General features: G+C 73.6%; 20 protein-coding genes, 1 tRNA gene and 1 other RNA gene. 12 read left to right on the top strand and 10 right to left on the bottom strand.

Annotated features, from left to right (window positions below; all coding sequences use genetic code 11):
• Window positions 1-44: 44 nt before the first annotated feature.
• From SCA03_RS14285 to SCA03_RS14275, 3 genes are all read right to left on the bottom strand, one after another.
• Window positions 45-977 carry a D-alanyl-D-alanine carboxypeptidase family protein gene (locus SCA03_RS14285; RefSeq protein ID WP_086818140.1) on the bottom strand — a complete coding sequence of 311 codons (933 nt, stop codon included), beginning with the start codon at window positions 975-977 and terminating at the stop codon, window positions 45-47.
• Between the two features lie 240 nt (window positions 978-1,217).
• On the bottom strand, window positions 1,218-1,979 hold the full coding sequence (locus SCA03_RS14280; RefSeq protein ID WP_086818141.1) for a S1 family peptidase: 762 nt from the start codon (window positions 1,977-1,979) through the stop codon (window positions 1,218-1,220).
• Window positions 1,980-2,366: 387 nt separating this feature from the next.
• Window positions 2,367-2,454: transfer RNA gene (locus SCA03_RS14275), tRNA-Ser, on the bottom strand.
• Between the two features lie 98 nt (window positions 2,455-2,552).
• On the opposite strand from SCA03_RS14275, the gene ffs reads away from it, so the two are divergent.
• The 5 genes from ffs (at window position 2,553) to SCA03_RS14250 (ending at window position 7,667) form a co-directional block, all read left to right on the top strand.
• Window positions 2,553-2,647, top strand: an RNA gene (gene ffs, locus SCA03_RS14270) — signal recognition particle sRNA small type.
• Window positions 2,648-2,691: 44 nt separating this feature from the next.
• Complete coding sequence (locus SCA03_RS14265) at window positions 2,692-5,094, top strand: DNA polymerase III subunit gamma and tau (protein ID WP_141275411.1); 2,403 nt, start codon at window positions 2,692-2,694, stop codon at window positions 5,092-5,094.
• Between the two features lie 347 nt (window positions 5,095-5,441).
• Complete coding sequence (locus tag SCA03_RS14260; protein ID WP_078873378.1) at window positions 5,442-5,780, top strand: YbaB/EbfC family nucleoid-associated protein; 339 nt, start codon at window positions 5,442-5,444, stop codon at window positions 5,778-5,780.
• 421 nt (window positions 5,781-6,201) lie between these two features.
• Window positions 6,202-6,801, top strand: coding sequence for a recombination mediator RecR (recR, locus tag SCA03_RS14255; protein WP_030883177.1), 600 nt, complete (start codon window positions 6,202-6,204; stop codon window positions 6,799-6,801).
• A gap of 206 nt (window positions 6,802-7,007) precedes the next feature.
• Window positions 7,008-7,667 (top strand): DUF5063 domain-containing protein, encoded by a 660-nt coding sequence (locus tag SCA03_RS14250; protein WP_030883175.1) that lies wholly within the window; start codon window positions 7,008-7,010, stop codon window positions 7,665-7,667.
• On the opposite strand, the gene SCA03_RS14245 is transcribed toward SCA03_RS14250, so the two are convergent.
• Together SCA03_RS14245 and SCA03_RS14240 are read right to left on the bottom strand one after the other, a co-directional pair.
• Window positions 7,654-8,448: an ArsR/SmtB family transcription factor gene (locus SCA03_RS14245; RefSeq protein ID WP_078873366.1), complete on the bottom strand. Its 795-nt coding sequence runs from the start codon at window positions 8,446-8,448 to the stop codon at window positions 7,654-7,656. The genes SCA03_RS14250 and SCA03_RS14245 overlap by 14 nt on opposite strands.
• A gap of 63 nt (window positions 8,449-8,511) precedes the next feature.
• On the bottom strand, window positions 8,512-9,303 hold the full coding sequence (locus tag SCA03_RS14240) for a VWA domain-containing protein (RefSeq protein ID WP_030883170.1): 792 nt from the start codon (window positions 9,301-9,303) through the stop codon (window positions 8,512-8,514).
• A gap of 333 nt (window positions 9,304-9,636) precedes the next feature.
• Here SCA03_RS14240 and SCA03_RS14235 point away from each other — a divergent pair, with 333 nt between their 5' ends.
• The 4 genes from SCA03_RS14235 (at window position 9,637) to SCA03_RS14220 (ending at window position 14,352) form a co-directional block, all read left to right on the top strand.
• Window positions 9,637-10,917 carry an aspartate kinase gene (locus SCA03_RS14235; RefSeq protein WP_030883167.1) on the top strand — a complete coding sequence of 427 codons (1,281 nt, stop codon included), beginning with the start codon at window positions 9,637-9,639 and terminating at the stop codon, window positions 10,915-10,917.
• A gap of 381 nt (window positions 10,918-11,298) precedes the next feature.
• Complete coding sequence (locus SCA03_RS14230; RefSeq protein ID WP_030883165.1) at window positions 11,299-11,874, top strand: SigE family RNA polymerase sigma factor; 576 nt, start codon at window positions 11,299-11,301, stop codon at window positions 11,872-11,874.
• Window positions 11,871-13,268, top strand: a complete 1,398-nt coding sequence (locus SCA03_RS14225; protein WP_107428936.1) for a DUF4232 domain-containing protein — start codon at window positions 11,871-11,873, stop codon at window positions 13,266-13,268. Before SCA03_RS14230 ends, SCA03_RS14225 begins: the two co-directional genes overlap by 4 nt.
• A gap of 85 nt (window positions 13,269-13,353) precedes the next feature.
• Window positions 13,354-14,352, top strand: a complete 999-nt coding sequence (locus tag SCA03_RS14220; protein ID WP_078874678.1) for an SURF1 family protein — start codon at window positions 13,354-13,356, stop codon at window positions 14,350-14,352.
• A gap of 43 nt (window positions 14,353-14,395) precedes the next feature.
• Here the strand turns inward: SCA03_RS14220 and SCA03_RS14215 are convergent, their stop codons facing one another.
• Window positions 14,396-16,207 carry a S9 family peptidase gene (locus SCA03_RS14215; protein ID WP_086814401.1) on the bottom strand — a complete coding sequence of 604 codons (1,812 nt, stop codon included), beginning with the start codon at window positions 16,205-16,207 and terminating at the stop codon, window positions 14,396-14,398.
• Window positions 16,208-16,699: 492 nt separating this feature from the next.
• Between SCA03_RS14215 and cbiE the strand changes: the two genes are divergently transcribed.
• Both cbiE and cobM read left to right on the top strand, forming a co-directional pair.
• Window positions 16,700-17,953 carry a precorrin-6y C5,15-methyltransferase (decarboxylating) subunit CbiE gene (gene cbiE / locus SCA03_RS14210; protein WP_230988683.1) on the top strand — a complete coding sequence of 418 codons (1,254 nt, stop codon included), beginning with the start codon at window positions 16,700-16,702 and terminating at the stop codon, window positions 17,951-17,953.
• A complete protein-coding gene (cobM, locus tag SCA03_RS14205; RefSeq protein ID WP_030883155.1) occupies window positions 17,950-18,717 on the top strand; it encodes a precorrin-4 C(11)-methyltransferase in 768 nt (255 codons plus the stop codon). The genes cbiE and cobM overlap by 4 nt, the downstream gene beginning before the upstream one ends.
• Before the next feature lie 12 nt (window positions 18,718-18,729).
• Here cobM and SCA03_RS14200 read toward each other — a convergent pair whose 3' ends face one another.
• Together SCA03_RS14200 and SCA03_RS14195 are read right to left on the bottom strand one after the other, a co-directional pair.
• Window positions 18,730-19,164 carry a TetR/AcrR family transcriptional regulator C-terminal domain-containing protein gene (locus SCA03_RS14200; protein ID WP_230988667.1) on the bottom strand — a complete coding sequence of 145 codons (435 nt, stop codon included), beginning with the start codon at window positions 19,162-19,164 and terminating at the stop codon, window positions 18,730-18,732.
• Between the two features lie 50 nt (window positions 19,165-19,214).
• Window positions 19,215-20,378, bottom strand: coding sequence for a cobalt-precorrin-5B (C(1))-methyltransferase (locus SCA03_RS14195; RefSeq protein ID WP_371863936.1), 1,164 nt, complete (start codon window positions 20,376-20,378; stop codon window positions 19,215-19,217).
• A gap of 17 nt (window positions 20,379-20,395) precedes the next feature.
• Between SCA03_RS14195 and SCA03_RS14190 the strand changes: the two genes are divergently transcribed.
• Window positions 20,396-21,142 carry a cobalt-precorrin-6A reductase gene (locus tag SCA03_RS14190; RefSeq protein WP_086814400.1) on the top strand — a complete coding sequence of 249 codons (747 nt, stop codon included), beginning with the start codon at window positions 20,396-20,398 and terminating at the stop codon, window positions 21,140-21,142.
• Between the two features lie 94 nt (window positions 21,143-21,236).
• Here SCA03_RS14190 and cobJ read toward each other — a convergent pair whose 3' ends face one another.
• Complete coding sequence (cobJ, locus tag SCA03_RS14185; RefSeq protein WP_230988681.1) at window positions 21,237-22,940, bottom strand: precorrin-3B C(17)-methyltransferase; 1,704 nt, start codon at window positions 22,938-22,940, stop codon at window positions 21,237-21,239.
• Between the two features lie 236 nt (window positions 22,941-23,176).
• Entirely contained in the window at window positions 23,177-23,803 is a 627-nt protein-coding gene (locus SCA03_RS14175) for a precorrin-8X methylmutase (protein WP_030883148.1), read from the bottom strand.
• Window positions 23,804-23,807: the final 4 nt, after the last annotated feature.

The raw sequence follows: 23,807 nt of genomic DNA, 5'->3' as shown, positions 1-23,807 counted from the left end.
GACACGGTGGCCCTCCCGTGAACGCCCACTGGGCAAAGGCCGTGTCAGTCCTGCTGCGTGTCCGACGGCAGCTTCCGGATCTTCAGGTCCTTCGCGTCGTCGGAGCCGAAGCCGTGGTCGAGCAGCTTGGCCGCGTCCTTGTAGCGGTCCTTGCTGTTGAGCACGGTGCCGACGAGGCTCTTGTCGCCCCGCTTCGCCGCGAACACCAGGCACTCACCGGCCTTGCTGGTGGTGCCCGTCTTGATGCCGATCGCGCCGTCGTAGGCACCGAGCAGCTGATTGGTGTTGTTCCAGGTGTAGTACCGGGTACGGCCGTTGGCCGCCGGCGCCTCGCCCTTGAACTCCTTGGTCTTGACGACCTTGCGGAAGAGCGGCTTCTGCATGGCGTGTCCGGCCAGCTTCGCCAGCTCGTCGGGGGTGCTGACGTCCTCGCCCGTACCGTCGAACGTCGTGAACTTCGTCTTCTTCAGCTGTAGTTCACGCGCCTTCGCGTTCATCTGTGAGACGAAGGAACGCACCCGCTCGGCCCGGCTGTCCCCGTCACCGAAGGTGTCGGCGAGCGCGTACGCGGCGTCCGCGCCGGAGGGCAGCAGCGCGGCGTACAATAGCTGCTGCACGGTGAGCTTGTCGCCGGTCTGAAGGTCGGCCGTGCTGGCGTGGTGCTCCGTGACGTAGTCGCGGTACGCCTGCTGCACGGGAACCTTCTGCTGGAGATCGAGCTTCTCCTCGTCGAGGACGACCGACGCGACCATGATCTTCGTCGTGCTCGCGATGGGCCGCGCCGTGCCGCCCTCCTTGTCGAACAGCGACGTGCCGCTCTCCCCGTCGACCAGCGTCGCGCCCTTGGCCGCGACCGACGGCGCCGGCTTGCTGTCGGAGGTGACGGCCCCCGCGACGAGCGGGGTGACGCCGATCAGCGCACCGCCTGCCGCGACGGCGGCAACTGTCTTGCCTATGACCGAACTTCTCGCACGCATGGAACTCCGTTCGCCGAACGGCGGCCCGCACGACCCGCGCCCGCCTCAAGATCACGCCCGCACCCGACCGCCGCCGCCTTCGCGGGGGCAGTGGCGGCGGCAACCGGGGCGGACACCGAGGTTCGATGCCCGGCGGAACGGAAAAGTTCACAGCTGCGGAAGAAAAATTCCCCGCCGGTCAGCGCCCGCCACGCCCCGCACACCGGCACGGTGACGACGCCAAGTCCCCGACCGGCGGGCTCACTTCCCGTCGGCGGTGGTCCGCTCGATCCAGTCGCGGTGGGCGGTCAGGTCGGTGTAGATGCCGGGCCCGGTGGCGCACTTCGGATCGGCGTCGCCGTCGCGGCTGGTCGCCCCGACCAGTTCCCACCGCCCGGGACGGCCCTTGATCTGCGGCCCGCCGGAGTCGAGCACGCACGCCTGGGCGTTCTCGACGGGGCTGTCGGTGCACAGCTCGTTGTCCTTGTTGAAGTTCTCGCTGCACCGGTCGCCGGGGACGATCTCGGTGTCCAGCTCCTGCAAGCGGATCGGCGGGTCCGGGCACTCGTTGCCGTCCTCGCAGGTCATCCCCCAGCCCAGGATCCGGGTCTCGGTACCCGTCGGCGCGGAGTCGGCCAGCTTGACGGGCTGCGCGTCCACGGGGTGGTCCAGCTTCATCACGGCCACGTCGTCGCGGAACGGCTCGTAGGAGAAGTCCGGGTGCGCGACGATCTTGGTGACCTTCGCCTCGGCACCCTTCCTACGATCCGGGTCGCCGATCCGCACGGTCAGCTGCTGCGGTTCGACGCCCACCGTGCAGTGCCCGGCGGTCACGAGCCAGTCCCGCTTGATCAGCGAAGCTCCGCAGTAGTGGTGGCCGTCCTTCTGCACGCTCGCCATGAACGGGTACGGCGACGTGGCGTCGTGCCCCCCGATGATGGCCGAAGCCTGCGGTGCCACCGCCATGGTGAGCGTGACCGCCCCCGCCACCGCGCACAGTGCCGCCTTGCCGCGCTTGATCATCAGTCCTCCTGCGTCTCGTCCAGCTCCGGTCACACACGAGGCCCGGGGGCGACGTCGGAACGGACCCGGCCCAAGGGCTCCGTGATCCCGCCGATCGTGACCCGCCCGACGCCCACGGCACATCACCCTTCCCGCCCGCGCGGGACCGCCCGGAAGTCGTACGGCCCCAGGGCCGGCTGATGCCACGGGATGATCGCCGGGACGACCGGGGGACTACGGAACGGCCGGGCGGCACGGCCGCGGGATCGCACGAGACCGACGGACGGATCGCCGCCCGCGCGCACCGGAACGACAGCCCGCGAACTCAAGGCAACAACGCGCACCCAAAAACGACGAGGGCCCCACCGGCGAACCGGTGGGGCCCTACGTTCCAGCCCGGTGAGGCTGTGGCGGAGGATACGAGATTCGAACTCGTGAGGGGTTGCCCCCAACACGCTTTCCAAGCGTGCGCCCTAGGCCTCTAGGCGAATCCTCCGCGGAAGACAGTACAGGACACCGGGGGGTGCTCGCGAACTCGGACGGGGGGTCGGTGATCGGTTCGTACGAGCGGTGCGCGATCAGGTAGTGTTGGCGCCAGCCCCTCACGTGGCGTTATCCGACTGAACTCCCCCAGGGCCGGAAGGCAGCAAGGGTAGGTCGGCTCTGACGGGTGCGTGAGGGGCGTTTTCGTGGCCCGGGTCACTTGTCGCCGCTCCCTTATATCGTCGGGGGTGTGTCGTCCCTCGCTCTGTACCGCCGCTACCGGCCCGAGACCTTCGCAGAGGTCATCGGGCAAGAGCACGTAACCGATCCGCTTCAGCAGGCGCTGCGCAACAACCGCGTCAACCACGCCTATCTCTTCAGCGGCCCGCGCGGCTGCGGCAAGACGACGAGCGCGCGGATCCTGGCCCGCTGCCTCAACTGCGAGCAGGGGCCGACCCCGACGCCGTGCGGCGAGTGCCGCTCCTGCCTCGATCTGGCGCGGAACGGGCCCGGTTCGATCGATGTCATCGAGATCGACGCCGCCTCGCACGGCGGCGTGGACGATGCGCGTGACCTCCGTGAGAAGGCGTTCTTCGGCCCGGCGTCGAGCCGGTACAAGATCTACATCGTCGACGAGGCGCACATGGTGACGCCGGCGGGCTTCAACGCTCTGCTGAAGGTCGTCGAGGAGCCGCCGGAGCATCTGAAGTTCATCTTCGCGACGACGGAGCCGGAGAAGGTCATCGGCACGATCCGGTCGCGGACGCACCACTATCCGTTCCGGCTCGTGCCGCCGGGGACGCTGCGTGACTACCTGTCCGAGGTGTGTGAGCGCGAGAGCATCCCCGTCGAGGACGCCGTGCTGCCGCTCGCCGTGCGGGCGGGCGCGGGGTCGGTGCGTGACTCGATGTCGGTCATGGACCAGCTCCTCGCCGGCGCGGGCGCGGACGGTGTGACGTACACCATGGCCACGGCGCTGCTGGGGTACACGGACAGCGCCCTGCTGGACGACATCGTGGACGCCTTCGCGGCGGGGGACGGCGCCCGGGCGTTCGAGATCGTGGACCGCGTCATCGAGGGCGGCCACGATCCGCGCCGTTTCGTGACGGATCTGCTGGAGCGGCTGCGGGATCTGGTGATCCTCGCGGCGGTCCCGGACGCCGTGGAGAAGACGCTGATCGACGCCCCGGGCGATGTCGTCGAGCGGATGCGTGCCCAGGCCGAGGTGTTCGGCGCCGCTGAGCTGAGCCGCGCGGCGGATCTGGTGAACACCGGGCTGACGGAGATGCGGGGCGCGACCTCGCCCCGGCTCCAGCTGGAGTTGATCTGTGCCCGGGTGCTGCTGCCCGCTGCGTACGGCGACGAGCGTTCGGTGCAGGCGCGGCTGGACCGGCTGGAGCGGGGCGTGGCGCTGGGTGCCGCCATGGGCGCACAGTCCGCCCCGGCTCCGGGCCCGGCCCCCGCCGCTGCTCCGGCGCCCGCGCCCGTACCTGCTTCCGCGTCCGGGCCTGCACCTGCTTCCGCGTCCGGGCCTGCGCCTGCGCCCGCTCACGCGCCGGGGCCGCCTGCCGGTCAGCCGGTGGCCGGCGCAGCCGAGGTCGCGCCGCAGTCCGCCGGCCCGGGTGCGCCCGGCGGCGCGCCCGCGGGCGGCGCCCCCGAGGCGGCGCCGCAGCCGGCGGCCGAGCCGGGGCGCAGGCCGGGCGCGTGGCCGGGCGGCACCGGCCCGGGGGGTGCCGGACAGGCCGGACAGAGCGGACAGGCCGGGCAGAGTGGCGCCGGAGCGGGTGGTTCCGGTCCGGGCGGGGAGCCGGGCCGTCGTCCGGGTGCGTGGCCGACCGCCGGTGCGCCGACGGGCGGCCAGACGGCTCCTGCTGCTCCGGGCGCGGGCGCGGGTCCCGCGGGCGGCCCGCCGCCGTCGGGCGGCCCCGGGCCGGCCCCCGCCGCGCCCCAGGGCCAGGCGCCGGTGGGGGATCCCACACAGGTGCGGCAGATGTGGCCGCAGATCCTGGAGGCCGTGAAGAACCGCCGTCGCTTCACCTGGATCCTGCTCAGCCAGAACGCGCAGGTCGTCGGCTTCGACGGCACGACGTTGCAGATCGGGTTCCCCAACCCCGGCGCCCGCGACAGCTTCGCGAACGGCGGCAGTGACGAGATCCTGCGGCAGGCGCTGCACGACGCGCTCGGTGTCCAGTGGAAGGTCGAGGCGATCGTCGACCCGTCGGGCGGTGGCCAGGGGCCGGGCGGTCCGGGGGGCTCGGGCGGCCCCGGCGGCGGTGTGCGGGGGGCGGCGGCTCCGGCCGCGCCCGCTCCGCCGCAGCCGGGTCCGTCCCCCGCGCCGCAGGCTCCGGCGCCGCAGCAGCCGCAGGCGGGCCGGCCGCAGCAGTGGTCGGCTCCGGCCGCCGCGCCGTCGCCGGCTGCCGCGCCGTCCTCGTCGGGCGGGGCGCCGTCGGACGGGGCGCAGGCCGGGCCGGGCGCCGAGCCACCCGCGCAGCGCGGGGGCGCGGGCCCTGCCGGTGGAGCGCCATCCGCCGGGCTGGAGGACGACATGCCGGCGGAGGACGACCCGGATCTGGACGACTCCGCCCTGTCCGGGCACGACCTGATCGTGCGCGAGCTGGGCGCGACGGTCATCGAGGAGTTCCAGCACGAGTGAGCCGTGGTGAGCCACGGGTGAGCCGCCTCGAAGCATGAGCGAGCCGTGCGCGCCGCGGAGGGGGCCCGACGAGACCGGCCGTGCGGGTCCGTACCGCGCCGGGGCGGTCGTCGGGCCGGGAGCCGGAGGTCCCGGAGGCCGCTTCTCCGAGTTCTCGGGGATCTCCGGGTTCTCGGGGTTCTCCGGGTTATCCGGCTTCTTCGGGTTCTCCGGGCGCGGAGCGGCACCCGTGTGTGAGCACGTAGGCTCGTAGCCGAGGGGCGGAGCCCGGCGGACCGGTGTACCGGAGCGCCAGGGTCCGGATCCCGGAGTACGGACAAGCCGTCGAGCGAGCCAGGAGCGATGTCGTGATTCCCGGTGGTGGGCAGCCCGATATGCAGCAGCTGCTGCAGCAGGCACAGAAGATGCAGCAGGACCTGGCCACGGCGCAGCAGGAGCTGGCCGAGTCGTCCGTCGAGGGCACGGCCGGTGGTGGTCTGGTGAAGGCCACCGTGAACGGCTCGGGAGAGTTGCAGGGCCTGGTCATCGACCCGAAGGCGGTCGACCCGGAGGACACCGAGACCCTCGCGGATCTCGTCGTCGCGGCCGTCCGGGACGCGAACGAGGCGGTGCAGGAGCTACAGCAGAGCAAGCTCGGGCCGCTCGCGCAGGGCATGGGCGGCGGCATGCCGGGCCTGCCCTTCTGAGGTTTCCGGAAGGGTCCGGGGCGCGTCCCCGGGCCCTGTCGGGCGGCTAGTGGGGGGGCCGTGCGGGCAACTACCGTACGGAGAGCGGTGGTCCGCGGTGCGGCGGGCCGGCGCGGCAGGCCCCGGAGCAGGTGGCAAGGGCGCCGGGAGCGGGCGGAAAGCGCGAGGAGCCCGAAGTTCTCGGGGACCCGGGGGCCCGGGACCCCGAGGAACCCGGAGACGGGGCCCGAGGCGCGACCGGCCCCAGGACGAAGCACAGAACCCGAAGCACAGAACCGGAACGCAGAACCCGGAACGTGGAAGCCGGAACGCAGACGGAACACAGCAGCCGGAAGACAGAAGCCGGAACACAGAAGGCGCGAAGGAGTCGGAGCGCCCCGGGCGGCGCTCGGACGGCAGAGCACAGGAGCAGGAGCGATCCGTGTACGAGGGCGTGGTTCAGGACCTCATCGACGAGCTGGGCAGGCTGCCCGGCGTCGGTCCCAAGAGCGCGCAGCGGATCGCCTTCCACATCCTCCAGGCGGAGCCGGCCGATGTGCGCCGTCTCGCGCACGCGCTGACGGAGGTCAAGGAGAAGGTCCGGTTCTGCTCGGTGTGCGGGAACGTGGCGCAGGAGGAGCAGTGCCGGGTCTGTCTGGATCCGCGCCGTGATCCGGCGGTCATCTGCGTGGTCGAGGAGCCGAAGGACGTCGTCGCGATCGAGCGGACGCGGGAGTTCCGCGGCCGGTACCACGTGCTGGGCGGGGCGATCAGCCCGATCGAGGGCGTCGGCCCGGACGATCTGCGCATCCGTGAGCTGCTGGCCCGGCTCGCGGACGGCACCGTGACCGAGCTGATCCTGGCGACGGACCCGAATCTGGAGGGCGAGGCGACGGCCACGTACCTCGCGCGGATGGTGTCCGCGATGGGGCTGAAGGTGACGCGGCTGGCCAGTGGGCTGCCCGTCGGCGGGGACCTGGAGTACGCGGACGAGGTCACCCTGGGGCGGGCCTTCGAGGGGAGGCGTCTGCTGGATGTGTGAGGTGAAGCACAGACGGGCGGGGTCCGCGGGGAGCCGGCACGGTCCGCGCCGCAGAATGCCGCCCCGCTGTCCCGGGCTCCTTTCCGGAGCTCTCCCCGCATCCGCGGGGCATGTCATCAGCCGCCCGTGCCCACGCCCCGACGTGCCGGGGTCCGACGCCTGAGCCGTCCGACCCCGCGGGGCCCTGAAGGGGAGAAGGTTGCCCGATGTCCGATGCGACGCTGAACACGATCACGAACAGCCCGGACGACTTCGCCGTCCAGATCTCCGACCAGGTGCAGAGCTTCATCGTCTCGGTCGCCGAGGTCGCCAAGGGGGACGATCCGGACAGCGCCGTCCCCTATCTCCTGCTGGAGGTCTCCCAACTCCTCCTCGCCGGCGGCCGGTTGGGCGCGCACGAGGACATCGTCCCGGACGAGCGGTACGAGCCGGACATCGGACCCGAGGCGGACGTGGACGAGCTGCGGGAGCGGCTCGCCGCGCTGCTGGACCCGGTCGACGTCTACTCCGAGGTCTTCGACCCGTACGTGCCGCGTTCCGCGCCGGTGGCCTGCCGGATCTCCGACGACCTCGCCGATGTCGTCACCGATCTGCGGCACGGCATGGCGCACTACCGCGCGGGGCGCGTCAGCGAGGCCCTGTGGTGGTGGCAGTTCTCCTATCTGTCGAACTGGGGCCCGACCGCTTCGGCGGCGCTGCGCGCCCTCCAGTCCCTCGTCGCGCATGTGCGGCTCGACACCCCGCTGGACGAGCTGAACGGCCTGGACACCGACAGCGACGCGCAGGAGAACGGCGACCTGGAGGACGAGGCGGGGGCGGTCATGGCCGCGGAGATCGCCGAGCCCCTGGGGCTCAAGAACGGCTGAGCCGCGCCCCGGTCGTCCCCGCTGCCGGGCCGGCCGCAGCGCCGAGGTCGAGCCCCAGGTGGGTGCGCAGAGCCGTGTGCCCGTCCGGGGTGAGGGCGAGGGCGCGGGCGGTGCCGGCCGGGGTGAGCCAGCGTGCGGCGAGGGCGTGGGCGCACAGCGCGGCGCCGACGGCCCCGGCGAGATGGGTGCGGCGTTCGGTCCAGTCGAGGCAGGGCCGGACGGCGGGGCGGCGAGTGCCGCGCGGCACGGTGATGCCGAGCCCGGCCAGCCAGTCGGCGCCGTCCGGGGTGAGGCTCAACCCCTGTTCGTCGTCGAGCAGTCCGCGCCCCACCATGGCGTCGGTGATCGCGACGCCGACGGTGCCGGCCAGATGGTCGTAGCAGGTGCGGGCGAAGGCGAGGGCGCGGCGGCGGCCCGCGGCGGAGAGGGTGCGCACCGGGGTCGCACGGGCGGGGGCGAGCGCCGCGAGATCCTCGACGACGGCGGCGACCCGGCCCCCGGCGAGCCGGACGTAGCGGTGCCGGCCCTGCCGGACCTCGGTGAGCAGGCCGCCCCTCACGAGCGCGTTCAGATGCGAGGTGGCCGTGGACGCCGCGACGCCCGCGTGCCGGGCGAGTTCGCCGGCGGTCCATGCCCGGCCGTCGAGCAGGGCGAGACAGAACCGGGCACGGGTGTCGTCCGCCAGCAGCCCGGCGACGGCGGCCAGATCGGGGGCCGTGCCGGGAGCCGCGTCCGCGCGGGGCGCCGCATGCCCGGCGGACGCGGTGTACGGGGAAGCCATACGGCGAGTGTGCCGCCGGGACACTTCGGTGGGCACGGAAGGGTCCCGGCAGGGGTGCACGGCTCAGCCCCGGGCCTGCGGCAGGATGCCCGCGGCGCGCGCGTCCCGGAGCCAGGAGGGGAACTCGGACATCAGGTTCCGGTAGAGCGCGTCGTCGGAGTGTTCCCGGGGGCAGTGGCCCGCCGGGAAGAAGCCGGCGTTGTCGACGAGCCGTTTGCCCGGGGCCGGCAGCTCGTCGAGCTTGCGCAGGAAGTCGAACTGCTTGCTGTCGGTGTCGCCGAAGCCCACGAACTGCCAGAACAGCGGCAGCCGTGCGGCGGTGCACAGCACGTGTTCGGCGGCGGCGCGCGAGGTGGGGCCGCCGTCCGTCTGGAAGACGACGAGCCCCGGTGCGGTGGTGCCGGAAGCGGTGTAGTGGTCGATGACCGCCTGCATCGCCACGTGGTAGTTGGTGCGCCCCATGTGGCCGAGCGCGTCGTGCAGCGCTCCGACGCGGTCCTGGTAGGCGTCGAGGCTCAGTTCGGCGGTGCCGTCGACCTCGGTGGAGAAGAAGACGACCGGCACGATGCCGTCGTCGTCCAGATTGGCGGAGAGCCCGAGCACCTGTTCGGCGAGGTGCTGGACCGTGCCGTCCTTGTAGTAGGGGCGCATGCTGCCCGAGCGGTCCAGCACGAGGTAGACGGCGGCGCGCTGTCCGGCGAGTCCGGCCTTCTCCAGGGAGACCCGCGCGCTCTTGTACAGGCTGACCAGGCCCGGCGCTCGGGCGGTCACCTTGTCGAGGCGGATCGCCGGGGCGTCGGGCCCGGCAGTGGTCTCCGTGCGGTGCGCGGGCCGCTTCACGTAGTCGATGGCCATGCAGTCCCCCCAGGGTGCGGAGCGTCGGGCGCCGGTGCGGAACAAGGGCACAACAGTACGGGCATATGCTGATGTGCCGGTGATCTCCTGGTGTGCCCTCTCCGGCGGGAGCCCGGGCGGGCGCGGGAGAGTCCGCGGCCCAGGGAAGCGCCCGGAGCCTCGTGAGCACAGTCACGTTTCCGTGTGGCCCCGGAAGCAGCGGGCAGGGGATCGGCTGGGCGGGGCCGGGACCCGCCCGGTCGATACACTGAGCCATCAGTGGGCCTCCTGACTGCCGGGCAGCGTCGCGCGGAGCGCCAGGGGCCCGGAGAGTGATTCGAGGAGCGAGCACACGTGGGCCTTGTCGTGCAGAAGTACGGCGGCTCCTCCGTTGCGGATGCCGAGGGCATCAAGCGCGTCGCCAAGCGGATCGTCGAAGCCAAGAAGAACGGCAAGCAGGTTGTCGTTGTGGTTTCCGCGATGGGCGACACGACGGACGAGCTGATCGATCTCGCCGGAGAGGTGTCTCCGGTCGCCTCGGGGCGCGAGTTCGACATGCTGCTGACCGCAGGGGAGCGCATCTCCATGGCGCTGCTGGCGATGGCGATCAAATCCCTCGGTCACGAGGCGCAGTCGTTCACCGGCAGCCAGGCCGGGCTGATCACGGACTCCGCCCACAACAAGGCCAGGATCATCGATGTCACCCCGGGCCGTATCAAGAGCTCGGTCGACGAGGGCAACATCGCCATCGTGGCCGGTTTCCAGGGCGTCTCGCAGGACAGCAAGGACATCACCACGCTGGGCCGCGGCGGTTCCGACACCACGGCCGTCGCGCTGGCCGCCGCGCTGAACGCGGAGGTGTGCGAGATCTTCACGGACGTCGACGGTGTGTTCACCGCCGACCCGCGGGTCGTCAAGAAGGCCCGGAAGATCGACAACATCTCCTTCGAGGACATGCTGGAGCTGGCCAGTTCCGGCTCCAAGGTCCTGCTGCACCGCTGCGTCGAGTACGCGCGCCGCTACAACATCCCGATCCACGTGCGGTCCTCCTTCTCCGGCCTGAAGGGCACGTGGGTGAGCAACGAGAAGCCGGACGGGCAAGGGGAAGAGTCGATGGAGCAGGCGATCATCTCGGGTGTCGCACACGACACGTCCGAGGCGAAGGTGACGGTCGTCGGTGTGCCGGACAAGCCGGGCGAGGCCGCGGCGATCTTCCGGGTGATCGCCGACTCCGAGGTCAACATCGACATGGTGGTGCAGAACGTCTCCGCCGCCTCGACCGGGCTGACCGACATCTCCTTCACGCTGCCCAAGGCCGAGGGCCGCCGGGCGATCAGCGCGCTGGAGAAGGCGCAGAGCACCATCGGCTTCGACTCGCTGCGCTACGACGACCAGATCGCCAAGATCTCGCTCGTCGGCGCCGGCATGAAGACCAACCCGGGCGTCACGGCGACGTTCTTCGAGGCGCTGTCCAACGCGGCGGTGAACATCGAACTGATCTCCACCTCGGAGATCCGGATCTCGGTGGTGACGCGCGAGGAGGCCGTGGGCGACGCGGTCCGCGCCGTGCACACGGCGTTCGGCCTGGACAGCGACTCCGACGAGGCGGTCGTCTACGGCGGCACCGGCCGCTGACACCCGCGCGCCGGCGCCCGCGGGCCGGCACCGGCCTCTGGCGGGCGGGCCGCCGGCGGCGGAGAATTCGCTCCCCGTCCCCTGCAACCGGCAGGACGGCGGGGAGCGTCTTTGTCCGCCTCCGGCATCGTCGGTCTCCTGCCGGGCCCCAAGTGCGCGTCTTCACGACCGAGTTGGCGTGCCCGGGCACCGGGGAGGCCGGGACGGCCGGAACCAACGGGGTATCGAGGAAGAGCTGGTACGTATGAGGGCATACACCGTGCTTAGGGGCGCAATGCCTTTCGCGTACAACCCTGACGGGGGGAAGCGTGTCAAACAGGCGTGGCAGAGGTACTCGGAATCGCAACGGCCCCTGGGCGCGTCGGCTCCACAGCCGGAGGCATGCCCGTGATCGCCCCCTGGCCTGCCGCGCGCCCCGCCCGACTGCACGGACAGCGTGGGGACACTGACGACGCGATGGCAGCGGGCACCACAGTCGACCATCTGACCGAGACCTACCGCGCCCACTACAAGTCCCTGCTGGGGCTCGCGGCGCTCCTGCTCGACGACACCGCCTCGTGCGAGGACGTCGTCCAGGAGGCGTTCATCCGGGTGCACTCCGCCCGGAAGCGCGTCCGCGACCCCGAGAAGACCCTCGCCTATCTCCGGCAGACGGTCGTGAACCTGTCCCGCTCCGCGCTGCGCCGCCGCATCCTCGGGCTGAAGCTGCTGTCCAAGCCGATGCCCGACATGGCGAGCGCCGAGGAGGGGGCGTACGAACAGCTCGAACGGGATCAGTTGATACAGGCGATGCGCGGCTTGCAGCGGCGCCAGCGGGAGGTGCTGGTGCTGCGGTATTTCGCGGACATGACCGAGGCGCAGGTGGCCGAGGTGCTCGGGCTCTCGCTCGGCTCCGTGAAGGCTTACGGGTCGCGTGGCATCGCCGCGCTTCGCACCGCCATGGAGACCACGTCATGAGCGCGGCCCCGGGCCGCCCGGAGGGCGGCGGACAGGAGAGGTCCGGAAACGGACCGGAACAGAACCTTCCGGAGCAGGGTTCTCCGGCACAGAACCCCTCGGAGCCGGATTCCCCGGAGCGGGAAGCCCCGGAGCGGGATTCCTCCGCACCCGGGCGCGACGCCGGACGTCCCCGCCCGGACGGCTCGTCCACGCAGCAGCAGCCGGAGCCGTCCCGGGCGCCGGAGGCGGCCGAACCGGCGCAGTCGGCACCGGTCGCCGGCGCCGCGTCCGACGGCCCGGCCCCCGGCGGCGGCGCGGACGCCCCCGGCGGACCGGCCGAGATCTCCCTGGACGACGACGCCGGGCTGAACCCCGAGGAGGAGGCGCTGCGCCGGCTCCTCAAGGACAGCGTCGACGACCTCGAACCCTCGCCCGACTCCCTCGACCATCTGCGCCGCGCGGTGCCGGCCCGGCGGGCGCACCGCCGCCAGGCGGTGGTCGGCGGTGTGGCCGCGACGCTGGTCGCCGTCGTCGGTGTGCCCGCGCTCTTCTACGGCGGCGTCGTGCCCGGAATCGGCGACGACGAGCACCCGTTGACGGCCTCCAGCAGCCACGGCGAGACGCACGGCCCCGAGGGCGACTCCGGCGACAACCGGGGCAAGGGCCACGACAAGGACAAGGGCGACAAGAGTCACGACAAGGACAAGGGTGGCAAGGGGGGCGGTGACGCCCACCCCTCGCCCTCCGGCGGCCCCGGCCAGGACGGCGCCGATCCGGACGACACCCTCTCCGCGAGCGCGCCCTCCTGCGGCCGCGAGCAGCTGAGCAACGCGACGGCCCAGGCCGGCGCGCCGGACGGCCAGGGCACCGTCTACGGCAGCTTCACCGTCACCAACAGCTCCAGCGACGCGTGCACCGTCGACGGCAGCGGCATGGTCAACGCCTCGGTGCAGGGCGGCCCGGAGCGCGCGCGGGTCACCGTCGTCGACCACACCCCCGGCGACGCGGCTCCCGGCCTCGGCGACCCGGCCGCCGCCTCCGACGATCTGGTGCTGCGGCCCGGCCAGGCGTACATCGTGAAGTTCGCCTGGGTGCCGCAGGGCGGTTGCAACGGCAACGCACCGACGCCGGACGGCAGCCAGGGCGACCCGGAGGTTCCCGATCCGGGAGCGGGCGGCGACGGCGGGGACTCCTCCAACGGCGGCGGCGACGGCGGCGGCAACGGCGGCACCAACCCCGGCGACGGCGGTGCCGGCGGCGGCTCCGGCGAGCCGGGCGGCGGGGGCGAGGACACCAGCGTCGTCCTCACGCACACCCCGGAGGCGTCCGGGCAGCCCGTCGCGCAGACCCGGCTCCAGGGCGGCTGCGGAGGCGGCACCGTCTACCGCACGGGAGTGCTGCGGGGCGAGTGATCCGGGCCGGACTCCCCGGGGACGCGGGACGGGTCCGGGAGCCCCGGGCGGCCGGAGCGCGGCCCGCTGGTCGTACCGTGGGGGCGTGTACCGGTTTCTGCTGACCCCGCGGTGGTGGGGGATCAACGTCTTCGCCGTACTGGCGATTGCGGTCTGTCTGGTGATGGGCAGCTGGCAGCTCAGCCGCTTCGACGCCCGCGTCGACCGCCATCAGCAGCAGGAAGAACAGGAGGAGCAGGCGGCGCACGCGAAGGCCGAGCCGCTCGCCCGGCTGCTGCCGGTCTCCGAGGACACCGTCGGCCGTACGGCGAAGGTCACCGGGCGCTTCGACAGCCGGCATCCGCTGCTCGTCCCCGACCGCGACATCAAGGGCACGGAGGGCTTCTACGTGCTCTCCCTGCTGCGGCCCGAGGCGGCCGGCGCCAAGGCCCTGCCGGTGGTGCGGGGTTGGCTGCCCGGCAGCGCGGACCCGGCGCGGGTGCCGGAGGCGCCCCGGGGCGAGGTCACCGTCTCCGGTGTGCTCCAGGCGTCCGAGTCGCAGAACGACGCCGGACCCGGCGCCTCGGGCGGGCTGCCCGAGGGACAGCTCGGGTTCATCAGCGCGGCGGCGCTCGTGAACGTCGTGCCGTACCAGGTCGAGAACGCGTGGATCACCCAGCAGCACACCGACAAGCCGTTGCGGGCCGTGCCGCCGGTCGCGCCCGACAACACCGGGCTGGACATGAAGGCGTTCCAGAACCTGGGCTACACCGCGCAGTGGTTCCTCTTCGCCGGGTTCGTCGTCTTCATGTGGTTCCGCTTCTTCCGTCGCGAGGTGGAGATCGCCCGCGACGCCGAACTGGGGCTCGCGCCCGGCCCGGACGACCCTCCGCCCCCCGGCGGCTCCGCCACCGATCCGGAACCGCCGCACACCCCGGACCCCGCCGCGGACTCCGGCCCGCGGACGGACCCCGGCGACGCGCCGCGGGCGGATGCCGCCGGGCCGGATGCTGCGCCGGACACCGACCCGGCCCGGGAGCCGGCGGCGGCCCCGGCGCAGCGCACCGCCCCGGCGGCCCCCGCTTCCACTTCCACGACGCGCTGAGGACCGGTTCCGGGCGCGCGAGGGCGCCCGGAACCGGATACGGTCAGTGCGGCCCGGACGGCAGCTCGGGGCTCTTCGGCAGATGCCGCAGCGCGAAGTCGAGTTCGAGGCGGACCTGCTTGATCCGCTCCTCGACGACGAGCGAGCCGTGCCCCGCGTCGTACCGGTAGACCTCGTGCGGGTGCCCGCGCTCCTCCAGCCGCCGCACATAGTTCTCCACCTGCCGGATCGGGCAGCGCGGATCGTTGACACCGGCGGAGATGTACACCGGCGCCTGCACCTTGTCGACGTAGGTGAGCGGGGAGGACGCCTCGAAGCGTTCCGGGACCTCCTCGGGCGTGCCGCCCAGCAGGGTGCGGTCCATGGACTTCAGCGCTTCCATCTCGTCGTGGTACGCCGTGACGTAGTCCGCCACCGGGACGGCGGCCAGGCCGAGCGTCCACGCCTCCGGCTGGGTGCCGAGCCCGAGCAGGGTGAGGTACCCGCCCCAGGAGCCGCCGGAGAGCACCAGCCGGTCGGGGTCGGCCAGGCCGGAGCCGACGGCCCATTCGCGTACGGCCTCGACGTCCTCCAGCTCGATGAGGCCGACGCGGTGCTTGAGCGCGTCCGTCCAGGCGCGGCCGTACCCGGTGGAGCCGCGGTAGTTGACGCGGACGACGGCGAATCCGTGATCGACCCAGGCGGCCGGCTGGCTGGCGAAGGAGTCCGTGTCGTGGTGGGTGGGCCCGCCGTGCACCTCGAAGATCGTCGGGAACGGGCCCTCGCCCGCGGGCTTCTGCACCAGGGCGTGGATCGTCCCGCCGGGCCCCTCGACCCAGGCGTCCTCGACCGGCACGGAGCCGGGCGCCGTCTCACCGGGCGGATCCAGCACGACCTCGCCCGTGGTGGAGCGCACCTGGGGTGGCTGCGCCGCCGAGGACCACAGGAATTCCACGCTGCCGTCGGGGCGTGCGGTGGCGCCGGAGACCGAGCCGGCCGGGGCCTCGATGCGGGTGCGCTCGCCCGTGGCGAGGTCGTAGCGCCACAGTTCGTCGCGGGCGCGGTAGGAGTGGGCGATCAGCAGGGCGCTCGCGTCCGGGTACCACTCGGCGCTCACATCGCCCGGCAGATCCAGCTCCAGCTCCGTGACCTCGCCCGAGAGCGGGTCCCAGATCATGGGCTCCCAGCGGCCGCGCCGCTGGTGGCCGATCAGCAGCCGGGCGTCGCCGGCGACCGGCGCGAAGCCCAGGACGCCGAGGCCCAGTTCCTTCGTGCCGCCCTCGGTGTCGTCCAGCTCGGCGACCGTCGTGCCGTCCGGGCGGACGACGCGGAGCGCGGAGTGCATGGCGTCGCCGTGCTCGGTGTGCTCGATCACCAGCAGCGTGCCGTCGTGCGAGAGATCGCCGACGCCGGCGGACTCGCTGTGCCGGTAGATCTCCTCGGGCGTCCCGGCGCCGGGTCGGACGACATGGATCGTCGTGCCCTCCTCGTCGGTGGAGCGGCCGATGACGAGCGTGCCGTCCCGGCCGATCGCCAGCCCGGCGGGGTAGGCGGGGGCGAGCGCGGGGACGGCCGGTACGTCGGCGCCGCCGGTGAAGGGCTGGCGCATCCAGACGCCGAACTCGTCACCGTCGGTGTCGGAGAACCACCAGATCCACTCGCCGTCCGGCGTCAGCGTGCCGTCCGTCGTGCCGTTCGGACGGTCCGTGACCTGGCGTTGCTCGCCGGTCGTGCGGTCCCAGGCGTACAGCTCGAAGGTGCCCGTCGCGTTGGACACGAACAGCGACCGGGCCGGTGCGTCCTCGGCCCACTCCGGCAGCGAGACACGCGGCGCCCGGAACCGCTTTTCCCAGTCGGGCAGTGCGTTGCGTTCCATGCGCACCATTGTGGAGGTCCGCGAGCCCGAGTGGGGCGCCTGTGGATAACTCTCCTCTACGGTGTACGACCGCGGCTGGTCCGAGCCCCCGGTCCGGGGCCGCTCGGGAGCTGGTCGGGGCTGGTCGGGAGCCGCTGGGAGGGCCGCTCGGGGTCCCGTCCGCGGTCGGTGCGCGGCCGGTGCGCTGCCGGTCCACGGCCGGTTCGCGGTCGGTTCCGGGGAGGGGTTCCGCCCCGGGGCGGGTGCGGCCCCGGCGGCGCAGTAGAGTGCGGCCGGTCCCCTGCCGAAGCCCCGTGTGGGCCCCGCGACGCCCGAGGTAGCCGCTCCGTGCCCCCCGAGAACCCCGACACCCGCGACGTGTCCGACGGCCCCGTCGACGGCTCCCGGGCTCCCGGGGCTTCCGGCCCGTGCGCCGGCTCCGCCGCCCGCGATGCCTCCGGGCTTCCGGCGGACGTCACCGTCGTCGGCGTCGGCGCCGACGGGTGGGCCGGGCTGCCGGAGACCTCCCGTGCGGCGCTGCGCGAGGCGGAGGTGATCCTCGGCGGTGCGCGCCAGCTGGACCTGCTACCCGGCGAGTGCGCGGGCACCCGGGTGCCGTGGCCCGTACCGCTGCGGCCCGCCGTGCCCCGGCTGCTGCGCGAGCACGCCGGGCGCCGTGTCGCCGTGCTGGCTAGCGGTGACCCCCTGCACTACGGCATCGGCCGTGCGCTGCACGAGGAGTTGGCGCCCGGCGCTCCGCGTGTGCTGCCGCACCCCTCGTCCGTCTCGCTCGCCTGCGCACGGCTGGGCTGGCCGCAGGAGGACGTGGAGGTCGTCTCCGCCGTGGGCCGGCCGCTCGCGCGGGTCGCCGCACTGCTGCACGAGGGGCGCCGGCTGCTGGTTCTCAGCTCCGGCGCCGGCACCCCGGGCGAGCTGGCGGCGCTGCTGTGCGAGCGGGGCTTCGGGCCCAGCCGGATGCGGGTGCTCGAACAGCTCGGTGGGGAGCGGGAGAGCGCGTACGAGGGCACGGCCGACGCCTGGGCGCATCCGCCCGGCGACCCGCTCAACATCGTCGCCGTCAGCTGTGTCCGGGCCGGGAACGCCGACGGCCCGCGGCTCGGCACCGTCCCCGGGCTGCCCGACGCCGCCTACGAGCACGACGGCCAGCTGACCAAGCGGTATGTGCGTGCCGCCACGCTCGCCGCGCTGGCGCCTGCACCCGGCGAACTGCTGTGGGACGTCGGCGGCGGGGCGGGCTCGGTCGCCGTCGAGTGGCTGCGTGCCCATGCCGCCTGCCGGGCCGTCGGCGTCGAACGCGATCCGGAGCGTGCCGCGCGCATCGCGCGCAACGCCGAACGGCTCGGAGTGCCGGCTCTGCGCGTGGTGACCGGCACGGCACCCGGCGCGCTGGCCGGACTCCCCACACCGGACGCGGTGTTCATCGGAGGCGGGCTGACCACGCCGGGTCTGCTGGACGCCTGCTGGGAGGCGCTGCGGGAGGGCGGGCGGCTCGTCGCCAACACGGTGACGCTGGAGTCCGAGGCGCTGCTCGCCGAGCGCTGCCGCCGCTACGGCGGTGAGCTGGTCCGGCTCGCGGTCGCCCATGCCGTGCCGGTCGGCGGGTTCACGGGGTGGCGGCAGGCGATGCCGGTGACGCAGTGGTCGGTCATCAAGCGGGAGGCCGGCCCGGCGGACGGCGACACCGCAGCCGACCGGCCGGTAGTCGGCGACAGCAGTGGCGAACAACCTTCAGGAGGCGGCAGATGACGGTCCACTTCATCGGCGCGGGCCCCGGCGCCGCCGATCTGATCACCCTGCGGGGCGCGCGCACGCTGGCCGCCTGCCAGGTCTGCCTGTACGCCGGCAGCCTCGTACCGGACGAGCTGCTGGCGGAGTGCCCGCCCGGTGCCCGCCTGGTGGACACCGCGCGGCTCGACCTGGACGAGATCACCGCCGAGCTGGTGCGCGCGCACGAGGCGGGGCACGACGTGGCGCGGCTGCACTCCGGCGACCCGGCGGTCTTCAGCGCCGTCGCCGAACAGATGCGGCGGCTGGACGCGGCCGGTGTGCCCTACGAGGTGGTGCCCGGTGTGCCCGCCTTCGCCGCGGCGGCCGCGGCGCTCAAGCGGGAGCTGACCGTGCCGACCGTCGGCCAGACCGTCGTGCTGACCCGGGTGGCACGGCAGGCGACGCCCATGCCCGAGGGCGAGGACCTCGCCACGCTCGGCCGCAGCGGTGCGCTGCTGGTGCTGCACCTGGCCGTCCGGTACGCGGACGAGGTCGTCGCCGAACTCCTGCCGCACTACGGAGCCGACTGCCCGGCGGCCGTCGTCGCGTTCGCGAGCCGGCCGGACGAAGTGGTGCTGCGCGGCACCCTCGGCGAGATGGCCGCCCTCGTGCGGGACGCCGGCATCAGCCGTACCGCGGTCATCCTGGTCGGACGCGCCCTCGGCGCCGAACAGTTCGGCGACAGCCATCTGTACTCGCCGGAGCGCGACCGCGGCAGCTGCCGGAGCGCCCGCGACAGCTGAGGTGGCCTTCCGCTATGCGCGCGTGGCGGAAGTTTTCCGCTCCGGCTGCTCCGTTTCCTCCGGCTGCCCCGTCGAGCGGTCGTCCGCCTTCCGCCGCGTGTGCCGGGCGCCTCCCGTCGCCGGGCCGTCGCCCAGCTGTGCCTCCAGACCGTCCAGGAGGTAGGCCAGGCCGGTGGTGAAGCTGCCGGTCCAGTCGTCCTCGTGGAGATAGCCGTTGGCGGCCAGTGTCGGGTACCGCTCCCGGTCGGCCTGCAACGCCTGCTGTCCCAGGCGGCGTTCCTCGTCGGAGATCCGCAGAGCCGTCTCCGACGAGGCCGAGCCCATGACGTGGTGGTAGAGCGCCCAGGTGGCGGCGGAGAGCCCCGCCCCGGCGAACCCGGCCCGGGTGAGCGTCGACTGGAGGATCTCCATCCAGGGGAGGAAGTTGGGCCCGATGGTCGGCGGCACGGGCCAGAGGCCGGATGGGCGCCAGAGGCCGGATGGGCGCCGGGGCCGGTTCAGCGCACCGTGCTGCGGCCGACGACGGTGCCCGCCCGGTCGATGCAGACCACGTCCACCCGTACCGGCGCGCCCCGCAGCACCGCGAGCGCCTCGTCGCGGGCCGCCGCCGCGACCAGATCACCCAGCGGTACCCCCGCGGCCGCGCACAGCTGGAGCGCGGCAAGTCCCGTGTTGGCCGCGGCGACGTCCTCCGCCAGCTGTGTGTCCGCGCCGCCCCGCTGTGCCAGGGAGGCCAGAAAACCCTTGTCCACCTGCGAACGCTTGGAGTGCAGATCCAGATGGCCCGCCGCCAGCTTCGACAGCTTGGCGAAACCGCCGCAGATGGTGAGCCGGTCCACGGGATGGCGCCGGATGTACTTCAGCACGGCGCCCGCGAAGTCGCCCATGTCCAGCAGCGCGTCCTCGGGAAGCCCGTACTCCGCGACCACCGTCTTCTCCGACGTCGACCCCGTGCAGCCCGCCACATGGGTGCGCCCCGCCGCCCGCGCCACGTCCACACCCCGGCGGATGGAGTCGATCCACGCCGAGCACGAGTAGGGCACGACCACGCCCGTCGTCCCGAGGATCGACAGCCCGCCCAGGATGCCGAGCCGGGGGTTCCAGGTGGAGCGGGCGATCTCCTCGCCGTGGTCCACGGAGAGCGTGAGCTCCACGTCGCCGGCGCCACCGTTCTCTTCCGCTACGCGCGCGATGTGCTCGCGCATCATCTGCCGGGGCACCGGGTTGACCGCCGGTTCGCCGACGTCCAGAGGAAGCCCCGGGCGCGTCACCGTGCCCACGCCCGGTCCCGCGCGGAAGACGACACCCGAGCCGGGCGGCAGCGCACGCACCGTGGCACGGACGACGGCGCCATGGGTGACATCGGGGTCGTCCCCCGCGTCCTTCACCACACCAGCTGTGGCGGTCCCGCTCTCCGCGTCCAGCTGTTCCACCGCCAGCGCGAACGACGGTGTCTGGCCCTTGGGCAGGGTGATCGTCACCGGGTCCGGGAAGTCGCCGGTCAGCAGTGCGGTGTAGGCGGCGGTCGTGGCGGCGGTCGCGCAGGCACCGGTCGTCCACCCCGGCCGCAGACGGGTGTGCTTGAGTTGGGCGCCGCGGCCCCCTTGCGCCTCGCCCGTCGGCCCGGGCAGCGCGCCGGCCGCCTCGCGTACCTCACTCACGATGGGAACCGCTTCTCGTGCACGTGCTGATCCTCGGCGGGACCACCGAAGCCCGCCGGCTCGCCGAACTGCTGGAGCCGGAGCCGGTACGCGTCACCAGCTCCCTGGCCGGGCGGGTCGCCGGGCCCCGGCTGCCCGTCGGCGAGGTACGGGTCGGCGGGTTCGGCGGGACCGACGGCCTGGTGCGATGGCTGCGCGCACAGCGCGTGGACGCGCTCATCGACGCCACCCATCCCTTCGCCGAGACGATCAGTTTCCACGCGGCCGAGGCCGCGGCCACCGCCCATGTTCCCCTGCTCGCGCTGCGGCGCCCCGGCTGGGTCCCGGCCGAGGGCGACACCTGGCACACGGTCGGTTCCCTGGACGAGGCCGCCGCCGCGCTGCCCGGGCTGGGCAGCCGGATCTTCCTCACCACGGGCCGGATGGGCCTCGCGGCGTTCGCGGGCCTGCGCGACCTGTGGTTCCTCGTCCGTTCCGTCGACCCGCCGCAGGGCGCGTGCCCGCCGCGGATGGAGGCCCTGCTGGAGCGGGGCCCGTTCACGCTGGAGGGCGAGCGGGCGCTGCTCGCACGGCACCGGATCGACGTGCTGGTCACCAAGGACAGCGGCGGCGCGGCGACGGCACCCAAGCTGACCGCGGCCCGCGAGGCGGGCGTCCCCGTCGTCGTGGTCCGCCGCCCTCCGGTCCCGGACGGCGTCCCCGTGGCGACCACGGCGGATGAGGCCGCTGCCCGGGTGCGCGCGATGGCGGCCCCCGCCCCGTGACAGGCCGGACGGAGACCGGCGGCAGCGGCGCCGGCGGCCGTCCACCGCCGCATGCCGCCTCCCGCCGGCCGCCGCACGCCGTTCGCCGGTTGCTTCACGCCTTCCGCGCGGGCTCCGGGCCCGCCGGGGCGTCCGGGCCGGTCGTGGCGTCCTGGCCGGGCCGGGCCTCCGGCTCGTCCGGGTAGCGCCGCGGCGTCCAGACCGTCTCCCCGCCCGTACCGCGCCGCACGGCCCGCGTCCGGGAGGAGCCGACGATGAGGAGGGTGCGCATGTCCACCTCGTCCGGGTCGAGTTCGGCGAGGCGGACCGTGCGCACGCTCTCGCCGGTCCCGCCCACATCACGGGCGAGGACGACGGGCGTGTCCGGAGCGCGGTGTTCGAGCAGCAGCTCGCGGGCCTTGCCCACCTGCCAGGTGCGGCTGCGCGAGCCGGGGTTGTAGAGCGCCAGCACGAGGTCGGCCGAGGCGGCGGCGCGCAGCCGGTCCGCGATGACCTCCCAGGGCTTGAGCCGGTCGGAGAGGGAGATCGTGGCGTAGTCGTGGCCGAGGGGCGCACCGGCGCGCGCGGCGGCGGCGTTCGCGGCGGTCACCCCCGGCAGCACCCGAACGGGTACGTCCGTGAACTCCTCGGCGCAGGCGGCCTCCAGGACGGCCGTGGCCATCGCGAAGACACCGGGGTCGCCGCCGGAGACGACGGCCACACGGCGGCCCCGCCGGGCCAGCTCCAGGGCGAACTCGGCGCGTTCGGACTCGACACGGTTGTCGCTGCCGTGCCGCCGCTGCCCGGGGCGCCCCGGTACCCGGTCGAGATACGTGGTGTAGCCGACGAGGTCGTCGGCCGCCGCGAGGACGCCCCGGGTCTCGGGCGTCAGCCACAGCGGCCCCGCGGGACCGGTACCGACGACGGCCACCTCGCCCCGGGCACCGGACGTGGCGCCGGTACCGCCGCTGCACTCCGCGCCGTGCCGGCCGCGTCCGCCGTCCGTGCCGTGCGCCGCTGCGTGCGCGTCCGGCTCGTGCTGCCCGGGCTCCGGCTGCGGCCCCTGCCCCTGCCCCTGCTGCCCGGGTTCCGGCTGCCGCTCGGACTCCGGCTGCCGTCCGGATCCCGGCCCGGGCCGCGGTGCGGTCAGCGGCGCGACACGGCTCGGCAGCACGGCGACCGAGAAGTACGGCACGGATCCGGCGTCGGCCGCGGCCAGTTCGCCGGTGCGCTCGCCCTCCATCGTGGCCCGCTCCACATAGTGCGCCTCGTCCAGCCGCCCGGCCCGTTCGAAGGCCCGGCGGACCTTGGGGTAGGTGCGCCCCAGCTTCATCACCACGGCGGCGTCGGTCGCGGCCAGCCGCGCCGTCAGCTCCTCCTCGGGCAGGGTGCCCGGCAGGATCGTCAGCACCTCCTCCGCCTCGGCCAGCGGGGTGCCGAGGCGCGCTGCGGCGGCGCTGACCGAGGTGACGCCGGGGACGACCTCGGTCGGATAGCGGTGCGCAAGCCGCTTGTGCATGTGCATGTAGGAGCCGTAGAAGAGCGGATCGCCCTCCGCGAGAACGGCGACGGTGCGCCCGGCATCCAGATGCGTGGCCAGCCGGGCGGACGCCTCGGCGTAGAACTCCTCCAACGCGCCCCGGTAGCCGCCGGGATGGTCGGTGGTCTCCGTCGTGACCGGGTAGACCAGCGCCTCCTCGATGTGCTCGGGCCGCAGATGCCGGGCGGCGATCGAACGGGCGATGGAACGGCCGTGGCGCGCGCTGTGGTACGCGACCACATCCGCCTCCGCGATGGCCTCCACCGCACGCACGGTCATCAACGAGGGATCACCGGGGCCGAGTCCGACACCGATCAGCCGGCCCCGCGCGGCGCCGGACTCCCTGTCGGCAGCCGCCTCGGCCGCGCCGTTCGCGCCCGCCACGCCGTACACGCCCTCCGCGCTTCCCGAGCTGTCCGCGCCGTGCCTGCCGTCGACGTTGTCCGTGCCGTTCGTGCCGTTCGTGCCTTCCGTGCCGGTCACGCCGTTCGCACCGCTCTCGTCCCGCACGCCGCTCACTCCTCCTCACTCGCGATGGCGTTGAGCGCGGACACCGCGAGCGCGCTGCCGCCGCGGCGCCCGTGGACGACCAAGTGCTCCAGCCCGGACGGGTGTTCGGCCAGCGCCTGCTTCGACTCCACGGCACCGACGAAGCCGACCGGTACGCCGATCACCGCAGCGGGGCGCGGCGCACCCGCCTCGATCAGTTCCAGCAGCCGGAAGAGCGCGGTGGGGGCGTTGCCGATGGCGACGACGGAGCCCTCCAGCCGGTCCTGCCACAGATCGAGCGCCGCGGCGGTGCGGGTCGTCCCCAACTCGGCGGCGAGCCCCGGAACGGCGGGGTCGGCCAGCGTGCACAGCACCTCGTTGTCGGCGGGCAGCCGCCTGCGGGTCACACCGCTGGCGATCATGGCGACGTCGCAGAGGATGGGCGCCCCGGAGCGCAGCGCCGCGCGCGCACGTTCGACGACCCGGGGCGTGTAGGAGAGATCCCGTACGAGGTCGACCATTCCGCAGGCGTGGATCATCCGCACCGCAACCTGGCTGACATCGGCCGGCAGCCCCGCCAGGTCCGCCTCGGCGCGGATGGTGGCAAAGGACTGCCGGTAGATGGCAGCACCGTCCTTCTCGTACTCGAACACTGTG

It is taken from the genome of Streptomyces cacaoi, from assembly GCF_006539165.1.
Lineage (GTDB): Bacteria > Actinomycetota > Actinomycetes > Streptomycetales > Streptomycetaceae > Streptomyces > Streptomyces cacaoi.
This window is presented reverse-complemented; position numbering and strand designations above follow the sequence as displayed.